General features: G+C 43.9%; 8 protein-coding genes. 1 reads left to right on the top strand and 7 read right to left on the bottom strand.

Translation table 11 applies throughout. The features are described 5' to 3' along the window. Positions 1-24 precede the first annotated feature (24 nt). On the bottom strand, positions 25-3,771 hold the full coding sequence (locus FHS10_RS18250) for a S8/S53 family peptidase (protein WP_259093200.1): 3,747 nt from the start codon (positions 3,769-3,771) through the stop codon (positions 25-27). A gap of 99 nt (positions 3,772-3,870) precedes the next feature. Beyond that, positions 3,871-5,520: an NAD+ synthase gene (locus FHS10_RS18245; RefSeq protein WP_259093199.1), complete on the bottom strand. Its 1,650-nt coding sequence runs from the start codon at positions 5,518-5,520 to the stop codon at positions 3,871-3,873. A 57-nt stretch (positions 5,521-5,577) separates the two neighbouring features. Here FHS10_RS18245 and gldB point away from each other — a divergent pair, with 57 nt between their 5' ends. Beyond that, entirely contained in the window at positions 5,578-6,612 is a 1,035-nt protein-coding gene (gldB, locus tag FHS10_RS18240; RefSeq protein ID WP_259093198.1) for a gliding motility lipoprotein GldB, read from the top strand. A 391-nt stretch (positions 6,613-7,003) separates the two neighbouring features. Here the strand turns inward: gldB and FHS10_RS18235 are convergent, their stop codons facing one another. From FHS10_RS18235 to FHS10_RS18215, 5 genes are all read right to left on the bottom strand, one after another. Then, entirely contained in the window at positions 7,004-7,198 is a 195-nt protein-coding gene (locus FHS10_RS18235) for a hypothetical protein (protein ID WP_259093197.1), read from the bottom strand. A gap of 61 nt (positions 7,199-7,259) precedes the next feature. Further along, complete coding sequence (locus FHS10_RS18230; RefSeq protein ID WP_259093196.1) at positions 7,260-8,150, bottom strand: DUF4349 domain-containing protein; 891 nt, start codon at positions 8,148-8,150, stop codon at positions 7,260-7,262. A 196-nt stretch (positions 8,151-8,346) separates the two neighbouring features. Next, on the bottom strand, positions 8,347-9,933 hold the full coding sequence (gene odhB / locus FHS10_RS18225) for a 2-oxoglutarate dehydrogenase complex dihydrolipoyllysine-residue succinyltransferase (RefSeq protein ID WP_259093195.1): 1,587 nt from the start codon (positions 9,931-9,933) through the stop codon (positions 8,347-8,349). A gap of 122 nt (positions 9,934-10,055) precedes the next feature. Further along, positions 10,056-12,881: a 2-oxoglutarate dehydrogenase E1 component gene (locus FHS10_RS18220; protein ID WP_259093194.1), complete on the bottom strand. Its 2,826-nt coding sequence runs from the start codon at positions 12,879-12,881 to the stop codon at positions 10,056-10,058. A gap of 633 nt (positions 12,882-13,514) precedes the next feature. Continuing rightward, positions 13,515-14,819, bottom strand: coding sequence for a DASH family cryptochrome (locus tag FHS10_RS18215; protein WP_259093192.1), 1,305 nt, complete (start codon positions 14,817-14,819; stop codon positions 13,515-13,517). Between the last annotated feature and the right edge of the window lie 19 nt (positions 14,820-14,838).

Below are 14,838 nucleotides of genomic sequence, written 5' to 3'. Positions count from 1 at the left end.
AGCTTTGGAGAGGGCAGGCTGCGGCTAATGCGCCACTATCACCTTCTTCCCATAAACCTTACTGCCCAACACCACCTTTACCACATAAACACCGGGTGGCACATCGCTTACGTTTAGTACGGTGCTAAAATCGCCCTGGGGCAGGTTTTGTTTATTGCTTACCACCGTTTGTCCTACTGAATTTACCAGCGATAGGTTAAGATCCGTTGCTGTTTTAGCGGTAAACACCACATATATATTGGTACTTGCCGGCACCGGGAATACGGTTAAACCAATATCTGTCGATTTATCTACATTGGTTGCGGTACGGGCATAGGCAAATACATCAGAAATGGCTACGCATCCGCTGGCCAGGGTATCGGCTACCTGGTAGTTCCCACTTTGCAATGGGTCAAACGTGGCACCTGTAGCGCCTTTGATTGGGTTGCCACCCAACAGCCACTGATTACCTGTTGCTATACTGGAGTTTAAGGTATTATTACTTTGCACAATTACCGGCTTGGTTAAGATAACCGCCTTCCTCGCCGCCGATGCGCAGCCCAGACTTTGCACCTTCATATCATAAAAATAATAGTAAAAACCTTTGTAATAGGTGGTATCAGATGGATTATCGCCCGTAGCATCATTGCCGGTGATGCTGAAAATGTTACCAATAGAATAAGGGTAGCTTTTTACACCTGCATTGTTGCGGTAAATGGTGGCATTGGCATCATAATCAATAGCTATGGAATAATTACCCGCAGCAGGTAATTCCAGGTTAAGGTCGTACACTTTCCCCTGGTCGGCAGGATCATCAGCCTGCGCACCTGTCAATGGGGTTGTTCGGGTGGCCTGCGCGTTTATGGTGGTTGAGGCTACAATTTGCCCGCTGCTATTACTTACATTGAAGGTTATTTTACCTGAATTGCCGATATACAGCCGCGCGCTTTGGATCACTACAGGCACTTTGGTATTTATTAATACCGATGGCGTAAACTGGTTATACCCACCGCCTGTAAACACGTTTTTAGTAGCCGGACCTACCGTACCTTTAAAATCATTTACCCCGGCATAATAGGTATTGTTTACCGGAGGTGCCGACGTACTTGTGGGCCTCCCTGCCGCAACCGGGATGGTATCGTTAAGGTTTTGATACCAAAGTAAGGTACCATCGCCCTCCCCGGATAACAGGTATTGTTTGCTATCGATACAATAATAAGCGCTCAGGTTGCCAATGGCCGATGGCGAATTGATCACGATAGTGGTACTTAAGGTATCGTTTGTTTTCACCGGGTCGCCGGTTAAGCTGCTGATGGCGGTTATGGTATAGGTAGCACCCGCAACCGCGTTAAAGTTTTGATTAAAGGTAAAATCATCTTCATCGCCAGATGCAAGCGTGCCGGTATAAGTTCCGGTAAAGGTGCTTACGGTGTTATCAGCGGCAGCTACTATTTTAACGGTTAAAGGTATATTGCTGATAGCCGCGCTGCCAAAATTTTTAACCTTAACAGTAACCGGCGTACTTGCCGAACATGCCCCACTTGAGCCGGGGTTAACAATGGCCGAAATGCCCGCATCAATACTGGTTTGTAAAAACTGTACCCGATAATCCTGGGTTTCACCTTTGGCGTAGCTGCCGCAGGCTTTTATGGTTGATGCATCGTTGGTTTCATTTAATACCACCCGCATCAGGCTATAAGTTCCCGCAGCCACGCTTGCCGGTATTTTGATATTTGTGGCGTAAGTACCCGTGGCATTGATCACACCGGTTGTTGCTACCAGTTCACTATCATCAAATGCACCATTTTCATTATAATCGATAAACACTTTGGCTACTTTATTGAAATTGTTGGCACAGGTGCCCAGGGTAATGCTTAAAGGGTAGGTTTTATCCTGCTCCAGCTGAACGGTTAAATTGGTGTAATCCGAATAACTTGTACAGCCCGCCGCCGGTGTGTTATTAATATTGGCCAGTTTAACGTTGTTTATCCGCGAGTCTGCATTGCTCAGTGGTGCCGATGAACAATAGGCTGTTCCTCCCATCCCCGTAACTATCAGCGAATATGCTTGCGACCCTGATGATAAAGTGCCTTTATGTGATACCGTAATGGTATAAGCCTTACCCGGTACCGTATTGGCGATATAAACCTGCTCCACGTTATCCCTGATGTTATTGCCTGTTGTGGCCGCTACAGATGGATGATCGGGATCTAACACCCAGGCATTGTAGGTATTTGTACCGTCGCTTACTTTAATATCAAGATCGTTAACCAGTTTGGGTGTGCGGTTGTTAATGGTACCATCGGGCAATACCGTTCCCTGCGGATCTGTCCAGGCAATGGTGGCTATCAAAGCATCGGAACCTGAAGCCAGTACATTAAATGTTTGACTTTGCCCCTGGCTAAGGGTATTCTCTTTAATCAAGCTTTTGGTACCGTTATCTGTAATGGCTTGCGCGGCTTTAGTCATATTAAGCAATCCCCAGCCATAAACGTAATCCGGACCAACATTACCGGCATCAAACGCTGTATGGCAAACCAGGCCCTTCAACGTAGCCGACCGCATGAAGGTGCTGTTGTTTTGTTTATAATAATACTCCTGTAACAGGTATAACGATCCCGTAATGTTTGGCGCGGCCATGGAGGTTCCCGAAAGGGTAAGGTAAGCCGTACTGTTTGCCACCCCTACCGATGTCACATTTACCCCATCGCCTACAATATCCGGTTTAACCCGGCCGTCATCTGTTGGCCCCCAACTACTGAAATAAGCGATGGTTACATCCGCCCGTTTTGACGGGCCAGATGGTAATGGATTTACTGCACCAACTGTAAGTATATTTTTGGCATTACCAGTGGTGCTGATGATGTCATAGCCGCTGTTATCGCTGATGTTTGACGGCCTTGCCCCTTTGTTTACCAGGGTTTGATCTGTACGACTCTTGTAGCCATAGTAAGTTGCACCTACGGCCGGCCCGTTACTGGCCCGGGCATTACCGGCCGATTCAACAATGAGGTAATTAGGCGCTGTATAAGCTATTTTATCCCATGATTGCGCCCGGGTATCGTAAAAGCCAAAAGTATAATCAACCGTATCACCGGGCAGACCGTACCATTCCCAGCGATTATCGGTATCGTTATAGTCCCATCCGGCCACATCGCCATAAGAGTGATTGGAAAGCAGTAAGCCAGATGCGGCACTGCTCATTTCAGATACATCGTTATCAAAATCCCAGGAAAGTAACGAGCTTGCATTAAAGGCCATCCCCTTCGCCGGCGCGTAAACACCTTTGGCTATCATGGTGCCTGCCACGTGGGTAGTATGATCCAATATCGACGCACCATCTTTTATGGTGATAGTTTTACCGGCAAATTCCTGGTGTGCGGCATAAACGGAGCCCCCATCCCAAATAGCCAGCTTACCAACCAAACTGGTGCTCGATCCTGATAAATTTAACCCTAATGAGCCTCCAGGTTGCACAGTATTGGTGCCTGTAGTAGCCGCGGCTGTAGTATTATTATGGGTAATTAAATATATAGGAAACCCTAAACTGTTTACCCCTTGCAACGAAAGCAGGTTACCGTTCCTTGACCGGCGTTTTAACGGCCAGCCACGTTGGCTTGCTAATGAAAGTGCTTTTTGTTTCCCAACGGTGTAGGTATTATGTAACTGGGTAGAAAAGTTATCCAACTCGGCCTTTTTTGATTCACTTACCAAAGACTGCTGGGCGGTTATTTTACCTGCTGTACACAGCAAAAAAAAAGAAATTAAAATTGCCGCGTATTGCTTATTCATAGGCTTGAAATATAGGTATTTTCGGGAAAATATAAACCTACAAATAAAGTCCTTTTCTTTAACAGCAATCCGTTGTGCCGACCAATGAGGTATTTTTGTCTACGAAAGATATTTGCCTACAATCGGCATCCTGCGGCCCATACCAAAAGCCTTGGGCGATACCCTTAATATTGGTGGCGTTTGGTAGCGTTTGTGCTCGGCCGAATTGGTGAGTTTGATCACCCTGCGTACAGTAGCTTCATCATATCCCATCTTAATGATCTCGGCAGACGAACGGCGGTATTCAATATATTCTTCCAATATCTTATCCAGGATATCATACTCGGGAAGCGAGTCGGTATCTTTTTGATCAGGCCTTAATTCTGCAGATGGTGGTTTTACGATAGAATTGATCGGGATGATCTCTTTATCTTTATTGATATGGCGCGCTAAAGCGAAAACCTGGGTTTTATAAACATCGCCAATAACAGAAATACCGCCGCACATATCGCCATATAAAGTACCATACCCTACAGCGGCCTCGCTCTTATTACTGGTATTTAATAATATATAGCCAAATTTATTACACATGGCCATCAGCAGGATAGCCCTGCTACGCGATTGAATATTTTCTTCGGCGATATTAAATGGCAGGTTTTTAAACTGCGGGTGCAACGAGGTTTCAATGGCTTCGGTAATATCTTTAATAGCGATGGTTTCGCTCTTGCAACCTAAATTGGCTACCAGGTCTTCGGCATCTTTAAGGGAATGATCTGTTGAGAAGCGCGATGGCAGCAATACGGCCATCACATTTTCGGCACCAAGGGCCTCTGCCGCTAAAGCACAAACCACGGCGGAGTCGATGCCGCCCGATAAACCTAAGATGGCCTGTTTAAAGCCCGATTTATAAAAATAATCGCGGATACCAAGAATGATGCCCTGGTGAATTTGTTCAATATCGCCCGGGCGGTCGGTTTTTAAGGTAGATGGATGATCAAACGTAATCGTGTTATCATCCTCCAAAGTATAATAAGCCAGGCTTTCTTCAAAGTAGGGCATTTCGTCAACCAGGTTACCGGTATTGTCAAACACCAGCGATCCGCCGTCAAAAATCAATTCGGTTTGCGCGCCAATATTGTTTACGTATAATAAAGGCAGTTTGTACCGGCTGGCATTATCGCTCAAAATAGCAATCCGCTCCTCATCATGGTTATAAGCAAATGGCGATGCCGCTATATTGATCATTACATCGGGCTGCTGGTGAATCAGGATATCCATCGGCCTGGTGATATACAACGGATTTTCGATCGTATTCCACAAATCCTCGCAAATAGTAAGCGCTATCTTTTTGCCCTTAAATTCAATACAATCAAATTCAGTTGATGGTTCAAAATAACGGTACTCATCAAACACATCGTAATTAGGCAACAGCGCTTTATTTACAATCGCCTTTACCTTACCTTCTTCAATAAAATAAGCGGAGTTGTTAAGATCCTTACCCTCTGTTCTGTTATTAACCGTAGGTAAGCCAATAATGCAGGCAACATCTTTGCAGGCCGCAGCAATTTTTTGTGCCGATTCTTCGCACAGACCAATAAACTCATCAAACTCTAAAAAATCTCTGGAGGGGTAACCGCAAACACACAACTCGGCAAATACAACCAGGTCGGCACCTTGCTGTTTGGCCTTGTTGATATGATCAATAATTTTGACAGTGTTTGATTCAAAGTTACCTATATGATAGTTAAGCTGGGCTAATGCAATTTTCATGGATGGTATAGTAACGTATTAATGCAAATAAAAATTATTTTTGCTCAAAGGATAAAAATGATAACTAACCGGTATAAAGCAAAGCAAATTTACTTAATTTTTTTTATCGCCTTTATATTAGTGTCGTGCGGGCGCAATAAAAAGGTTGATGTAAGTAACATTAACCTGGAAGTGAAGATAGAACGGTTCGATCGTGATTTTGACCAGATGCGCACAAAACCGATGGCTGCCGAGGCTATTGTACTTCATAATAAATATGGTGCATTTTACCAGGATTTTATTGAACGCATTTTACCGGCCGGCAGTATGCGCGATACAGGCTATTTTAAAACCCTACACACCATTTTTAACAATAAAGACTATAAAGACCTTTACCACGATGTAGAAGCCGCCTACCCTAATATGGATAAGCAAAACGCCGAGCTTACCCAGGCCTTCAAATACATCAAATATTATTATCCACAAAAACGTATCCCTAAGGTTTACGCTTACTTTTCGGGCTTCCAGGCGCAGACCTCTATTGGCGATGGCTATTTTGGGATCGGGCTCGATCTGTTTTTGGGTAACTCCAGGTTTTATCTGGCTATAACCAATGCTTTCCCGCATTACCTGTCAAGGCATTTCACTGCCGAAAATATTACGCCACGTGTAGTAGAGGGTATTGTGCGCGAGGATATGTTCCCCGAGGATGATAACGATAAAACACTGCTATCAAAAATGATATACAACGGCAAGATCATGTATTTTATGGATAGCATACTGCCCGACGTTGGCGATACCACCAAGATCATGTACACTACCGAGCAGATGAAATGGTGTAATGATTTTAAATCAAAAATATGGGGGTACTTTTTAGAAGAGAACCTGCTTTACGAAACCGACTACAACAAGATCCAGAAATTCCTGACCGAGGCACCATTTACCCCTGGCCTTGGCGAAAGAAATGAATCGGCCCCAAAACTGGCGGTATGGACCGGCTGGCAAATAGTACGCGAATACATGGATAAACATACCGATGTTACCCTACAACAGCTGATGGCCGATAAAGATGCGCAGAAAATCTTAAACGAATCGAAGTATAGGCCGAAGTAGGAGGCGAAGCCCCCGGCCCCCTGAAGGCTACCGTGTACCCATATCTTGTTAAACCTAGTATCTCAATAAAAACGTTGTCATTTCGAACGAACCTGTGGGGAATTACGCGCAGGAGGTGAGGAGAAATCTTGTAAAAGCAGACATTCGGACATGCAAGGCGTACAAGATTTCTCTTTCGCACCCCGCTCATCCCCCCTTCGCTCTATCGAAATGACATTTTCCTTAACAAACAAGATGTGGGTACACGGTAGCCCTGAAGGGGGAGCTTTTTGATTTGCAAGGTTGCATTTTATTATTCATAATAAACAGAAAAGCCCTGACTATTGCCAGGGCTTTTCTATTATTATTATATGCGTTTCCAACACTCCCCCTTTAGGGGGCCGGGGGGCTCTTATTTCATTATATCAAATACGGCTTTTAAAGCTATAACAGTACCAATTAATAAGGCGATGTTGGCGATCACTGAAAAATAGGTAGAGTTTTCGTCGCCCGCAAAGCGTATAAATACACCAAAGATGCCTATAACAATTGCTACAACTAATAATTTGTAATGTTTCTCTGCGTTAGCGTTTTCCATTGACTGCATGATACCGATATTTTTTGTACCGCAAAAATAGAAATGTTTAGCGAAAATGCTACTAAAAATTTTATGATTTTATCGTACCGAAAAATGATGGGTGTTTTCTTTTATAATATCTGAATAGTATTATCAAGCCAATAGTCGCTAAAACAAATACCCATAGGTTGGCAAGTGCTAAAACCAGCTCGGTAAACATGAACCATCCATAGGCAAGCGAATTGAATAAACGTTTACCAAAAGGCAATTGATAAGCCGATGGATCGTCATTGGCTATGGTTTCCTGGATGATGGTATTACTCTCATAAAAATTTAGCGTAATTACGCTAAATTTAACAGCGGCATCAATTTTGAGATTGTCTATCTGCCCATCTACCATATCGTCCTTTAACAACAATACGTTCAAAGGATTTTTAATGGTGATTTTTCCTTTCTTCTGCTGATCTACCAACTCTTTGCGACTGTTGAGTTTTAGTTTGGCTGATAAAAAATCGAGCGATTTATCTTCAATATCCATTTTACTGAATGTAACATGTGTACCCATGTGAGCTACCTGGTACATAAAGTCTTCTAATTTATCTGAGGGTACTTTGATGGTCATATTCTCAGAAGTATTAAACGCCGATACCCGCCGTACCGAGTCATCGCTGATTCGGTAATCCCGACTTCCCTGAGTTGACGATTCCATTTGATGGTGCATCACCATCCCGGCGTTTTTAACTGCAAGCGCCGTTATTTTTTCCGCCGTTTGCTGCACATTTTTTACCTTAAAACGCATGTCGGCAGATTTTACAAGTTTGGGTTGTACCGACAAGGAGGTATCAACCATTGTTTCGCGGCCTACAGAGGCAGAATCAGCGCTGCTATTATTGTTAATTGCCTCATATTTTGAGCCAGATCCTTTACAAGCACCCAGCAGCAATACCCCCACCGCAAGGGCAGGTAAAATTTTGATTTTCATGATGTTAATTTGTTTTTTTGGTTACTATTTATACCGAAAAGGGTGGTTAGGTAACCCTTGTTTTTAAAAAGAATCGGGAGATTAGAGTTAAGAATCAAGACGGGAGAACAGCACAATGACGAGGAAGAGAATATAAGTACAAAACAAAAAAGCCCAGCTTACGCCGGGCTTTTCAAATATGGTATAGAAGGAGTAATTATACGCCCAAAAGTAATCTTGCAGGATCTTCCAGCAATTGTTTTACACGTACCAGGAAGCTTACAGATTCGCGGCCGTCAATGATACGGTGATCATATGATAAGGCGAGGTACATCATCGGGCGGATAACCACCTGTCCGTTTACGGCAACAGGGCGCTCAATAATGTTGTGCATGCCCAAAATAGCCGATTGGGGCGAATTTAAGATCGGGGTTGACATCATGGATCCAAACACACCGCCGTTAGTAATGGTGAAAGTACCACCGGTCATTTCAGGTATAGTCAGTTTGTTTTCGCGGGCTTTGCCTGCTAAAACCACAATGGCTTTTTCAATTTCGGCAAGGCTCATGCTATCCGCGTTACGGATCACCGGAACAACCAGGCCTTTAGGAGCCGACACCGCTATCGATACATCAGCATAGTTGCTGTAAATGATCTCTTCGCCTTCTATACGGGCGTTAACAGCAGGCCAGTCTTTCAATGCCTCGGTAACTGCCTTAGTAAAAAACGACATAAAGCCTAAGCCAACACCGTGTTTTTCTTTAAACTTATCTTTGTATTTGCTGCGTAGCTCCATGATAGGCTGCATATCTACCTCATTAAAAGTAGTTAGCATAGCTGTTTCATTTTTAACGGCTACCAAACGTTTGGCAACAGTTTTACGCAACGAGGTCATTTTCTCACGTTTTTCGTTACGTGAGTTCTGAGTTGCGGGTTCTGAGTTCTGAGTTGGAGCTGCAACAGCCGGCTTAGCGGCAGGGATAGCAGGTTGTGCAGGAACTGACTGCGCACCAAGAGCATCGCCTTTGGTAATACGGCCATCAACACCTGTACCATTTACACCTTTAGGGTCAACACCCTTTTCGGCTAATATTTTGGCAGCTGCAGGCGATGGGGTACCGGATGCATAAGTTACACCTCCGTTTGCTATAGAAGCACCACCACGTGGCGACTCGTCTGCGGCACTAACAACAGCCGGTGTAACCGGGATTGATGCAGCAGTAGCGCCTGCACCTTCAATGGTACAAACAATTGCGCCTATGGGCAATACATCGCCTTCTTTAGCTATCGTTTTTAATACGCCGGCTTTTTCGGCAGTGAGTTCAAAAGTTGCTTTGTCTGATTCCAGCTCGGCAATGGCTTCGTCCATTGCAACAGCGTCACCATCTTTTTTAATCCAGCGGGATAAAGTAACCTCGGTGATTGATTCGCCTACCGTCGGCACTTTAATTTCTAAAGAACCACCACCTGTAGCAGGTACAGCAACCGGCGCGGCAGCGGCAACAGGGGTCGGGGCAGGCGCGTTGGCCACAACTTCGGGCTGTGGCTGGGCAGCAGATGCAGCGGTACCGCCATCTTCAATATTGGCAACTACAGCGCCAATAGCCAAAGTATCGCCTTCTTTGGCAACAGTTTGCAAAACACCTGCTTTTTCGGCAGTTAATTCAAAAGTGGCCTTGTCCGATTCTAATTCGGCAATAACCTCATCCATTTCCACGTGATCGCCATCCTTTTTTTTCCAGCTCGATAGGGTTACTTCAGTAATTGATTCGCCTACCGGCGGAACTTTGATCGCTAAACTCATATTATAGTAAGTTGTAAGTTTTGAGTATTGAGTTGTGAGTAATGTGTTAAGTTTAATTGTTTTTAATAATGAGTTGTGAGCTTAAAAACTCAAAACTCATTACTTATAACTCAAAACTTAACTCAATCCGCTCCGGCATCAGCCATTTTTTTGGTTGTCTTTTTTATCGCTTCTTTTACTACTTTACCGGCAGGTGCTTCAAATGCTTTTGAAACAATGTAGGCCTGCTGTGCAGCATGCTGTTTAGCAAAACCAGTCGCAGTACTGCTACCTTCGTTACGTGATATCACATTTAAGTTTATTACGGTATCGTTGTGGAATTTACGGCAAATGTAAGGCCATGCGCCCATGTTTTCGGGCTCTTCCTGTACCCAGATAAATTCGGTAGCTTTTTCGTATTTGGCTTTTACCTTCAGAATCTGTGTAACCGGGGTTGGGTATAGTTGCTCAACACGAACAATGGCCACATCCTTACGTTTATCGGTTTGTTGTTTATCTAACAGATCATAATAAACCTTACCGGTACATAACAACACACGTTTTACTTTTTTAGGATCGGCATAGGTATCGTCAATCAGTTCATGGAATTTACCGTTGGTAAAGTCTTCTATCGGCGATACGCATTTAGGGCTGCGTAATAAACTCTTTGGTGTAAAGATGATGAGCGGCTTGCGGAAATCGCGGTGCATCTGCCTCCTTAATATATGGAAGAAGTTAGCCGGCGTAGTACAATTAGCTACCTGGATATTATCATCGGCACAAAGCTCCATAAAGCGTTCTACACGTGCTGATGAATGCTCGGGGCCCTGACCTTCATAACCGTGCGGCAACAGCATTACTAAGCCGTTACCACGCTGCCATTTAGTTTCGGCGCTGGCTATGTATTGGTCAACAATAATCTGTGCACCATTAAAGAAATCACCAAACTGTGCTTCCCAAATGGTTAAGGCGTTAGGGTTGGCCAAAGCGTAACCGTATTCAAAACCTAAAACACCATACTCAGATAATAAAGAGTTATAAATGCTCAGTTTTGCTTCTGTTTCTATAGTAGCTAAGGGAGTGTACTCATCTTCTGAATCGGCAAGGGTTAATACCGCGTGACGGTGCGAGAAAGTACCACGTTTAACATCTTCGCCGCTCAGCCTGATGGGGTAACCGTCTTTTAACAAGGTACCATAAGCCAATAATTCGCCCATGGCCCAGTCAAACACTTTGGTTTGGTTTACCATCACCTTGCGGTCTTCGAATAATTTCTCTATCTTTTTAAAGAACTCCTTATTTGGCGGTAATACCGTGATGCTGTTACCAATGGCTAATAACTCTTCTTCGGGAACTGATGTATCAATCGCTTTAACAAACTCTTTATGGCTGGCCAAATGCAAACCGCTCCAGGCACCTTCAAACATGGCAATGGTATCGGTAAACCTGTCTTCAGATTTTGATTCATCCAGTTTCTGCTGCAATTCATCCTTAAAGGCTTTCTCTAACCCTTTCAGGTATTCGGCATCAATACTACCTTCATCAATCAGTTTTTGATTGTAAATTTTAAGCGGGTTTGGATGCGCCTCAATAGCTTTGTACAATAACGGCTGGGTGAATTTTGGCTCATCAGCCTCATTGTGCCCGTAACGACGGTAGCACAGGATATCAATAAACACATCCTCGTTAAATACCTGCCTGTATTCCATAGCCAGGTTAACAACGTAAGCCAAAGCTTCAACGTCATCCCCGTTTACGTGGAATACCGGTGATAATACTGTTTTGGCCACATCGGTACAATAAGTACTTGAACGGGCATCTTTATAGTTGGTGGTAAAACCTATCTGGTTATTGATAACCAGGTGAATGGTGCCGCCAGTGCGGTAGCCATCCAGTTTTTCCATTTGTAAAACTTCATAAACAATACCCTGGCCTGCAACAGATGCATCACCATGGATCAATATAGGGGCGATCTTTGAATGATCGCCATTGTATTTAAAGTCGATTTTTGAACGGGTAATGCCTTCTACAACCGGGTCAACCGCCTCTAAGTGTGATGGGTTAGGGCAAAGGCTTAAGTGTACTTTTTTACCGTTTGATGTAGTAACATCGGTAGAAAAACCTAAGTGGTATTTAACATCTCCCCCAAATGGTGATTCAGAATCAAAGTTTTTACCTTCAAACTCAGAGAACACCTCTTTATAGGTTTTCTCCATAATGTTGGTGAGCACGTTTAAACGACCGCGATGGGCCATACCGATGATGAACTCCTCGATACCCAAATCGGCACCTTTTTTGATAACTGAGTCCATTGATGGAATCAGCGCTTCGGCACCTTCTAACGAGAAACGTTTCTGACCGAGAAACTTGGTGCCTAAAAAGTTTTCGAAAGTAACCGCTTCGTTAAGCTTGTTGAGCATTAACTTCTTTTCTTCTACAGTGAAAACAGGCGTATTGCGGTGTTTTTCCATCCTATCCTCAAACCATTTGATTTTGATAGGGTTGCGAATGTACCTGTACTCGGCACCAATAGCCTGGCAATAGGTATCCTCCAGCAACTGGCGGATATCGCGCAATTTGGCGGCGCCTAAACCAACTTCAATACCTGCGTTAAACACAGTATCCAGGTCAGCGTCGCTCAAGCCAAAAGTATCCAGGTCTTTACCAGGAAAATAATGACGGCGCTCGCGCACCGGGTTGGTTTTGGCAAACAGGTGACCGCGTGAACGGTACCCATCTATCATGTTTAACACCTTGATCTCTTTTAAAAAGTGATCCTGTGTTTTATCATCTACAGCTGTAGTGGCTGTTGCCGCGGGGGCCGATGCGTTGGTGGTTATGTTAAATTCAAAGCCTTCAAAAAACTTTTGCCATCCAAAATCAACCGATTCGGGGTCCTGTTTATAGCTTTCGTATAAGGAATTGATGTAGTCTGCGTTGCCGCTATTGATATAATTAAGACGATCCATGTGAAAATGATCTTTAAAACAGTGCAAAAGTAAACATATAGCCTTATATACCGCACAATTAATTGTAAAGAAATTAAGTTAAAAAAGGAGATTGAATATATTGGATTATGTCATTGCGAGTTTTAAAATCCGGAGAACTCTGAAGGTGGGGATGACAAAGCGAATTAAAACCCAATGTCATGCTGAACTTGTTTCCGCACCCCACTCGCTAAGTGTACTTCATGCGGAAAACCTGTCCTGTGGGGTCCTGAAACAAGGATTACTTCCTTTTTTAATAGCTTGTCATGGGTAGGTACAAAGCAATCGCGAACTATGCAAATCCGCCTTGTATAGCATGCGATTCCTTCGTACCTACCCATGACGTTTTGTAAAAAACGTTTGTCATCCTGAACGTAGTGAAGGATCTTCTTCGTTAGAAAAGTCTGCAATTAGCAAGGCGAAGAAGATCCTTCGTTCCTGCCATTGACGAATTTGTAACTTACTGATTATTAGAGCTATTTTTAGTGTCATTTGCAATGCTATTATATTTGTGCGCAAATAAAACTTACTCAGGATGACAAACTCTTACGTCATTTCCACCTTCAGGTTCCCCGGATTTTATAACTCGCAATGACATGAATTTTGATTATTTAACTACACCCCTACCAAATCGCCTGCAGCGTCTTTGGATGATTGCCAGGTGCTCACAAAATCGCTTTTGGCTTCCTGTTCTTTTGTGGGGATGGCGGCTATCGCGTATTTGCTTTCTTTGGCATCGTTTACACCGGCTATAAAGGCCCAGTTGCCCCAGTTACTGGCAGGCGAGTAGTCTATCAGTTTTTCCTCAAAATAGGCCGCCCCTTTTGTCCAATCGGCCTTAAGGTCGTGTACCAGGTAGGTAGCCAATATCTGGCGACATTGATTACAGATGTAGCCGGTGGCATTTAGCTCATGCATGCAGGCATCTACAAATGGCACACCTGTTTTACCGGCAGCCCATGTATTAAACCCTTGGGTATCATCAATTCCTCCTTCTTCTACCCCGTTTTTTGCTTTAATGAATTTCTGCCCATGTTTTTTAAACATAAACCTGAAGTAATCGCGCCATAACAATTCCAGTTTAAGCATGCCGCTTTGGGCATTACCATCCTGGTGTTTAACAATTTCCCAGTAAACCTGCCTTGGCGAAATGCAGCCAACCGCAAGCCATGGCGATAATTTAGAGGTGTTATTATTGATACCCCCGTTACGAGCTTTGCCTTTTACAGCTAAGTCGCCTTTGGAAAAGAAGTTGTGCAGTTGCACCAGGGCCGCGGTTTCGCCACCTTGAAAATAGGTTGTTGCCCGTGCATCATCTATAGGTTGAGTTAAACCCAATTGTTCAAGTGTTGGCAGTTCGCCGGCATCGGTAATGGTTGGAGTAATGATTTGCTCTGGTGTGGGTACGCATGGCCTTACATTGCTATCACGCTCTACCTTTTTTTTAAACACCGCGAAACTATCCGGGATATCCTTGATGGGAAAAGGCAAATCCTCCTTATGGTAAAGGGTATGGCCGATAAAGTGCTTCAGGTTAAGCCGCATTTTCCAAAGAGCGGCCTCTACATGTTCAGATATTTCGGTTTCCTCGTAGGCTACTTCACGATGGTGGTAAACTTCGTTTACCTGGTATTGCTCGGCAAGTTGCGGGATAATTTCAGCAGGATTACCAATACGAATGATGAGGTCGGCACCGTAGCCTTGCAGGTTCTTACGTAAATCGGCAACTGCCTCCAATAAAAAGCGCGCCCTGAAACTTCCTGTTTTGTTTGCGCCCGATATGGTTTGCTGAAAATAATATGGATCAAAACAGTATACCGGCAGTACTTTATCTGCTTTGCGAACAGCTTCTAACAATATCTCGTTATCATGTATTCGCAAATCATTTCTAAACCAAACCAGGATCGTTCTATCACTCATAGTTAAACAGGGAGTTAAC

Origin of the sequence: Mucilaginibacter dorajii, assembly GCF_024808255.1 — a bacterium.
Lineage (GTDB): Bacteria > Bacteroidota > Bacteroidia > Sphingobacteriales > Sphingobacteriaceae > Mucilaginibacter > Mucilaginibacter dorajii.
Note: the sequence above shows the minus strand (reverse complement) of the source record. Positions and strands in the feature narration are given on the sequence as shown.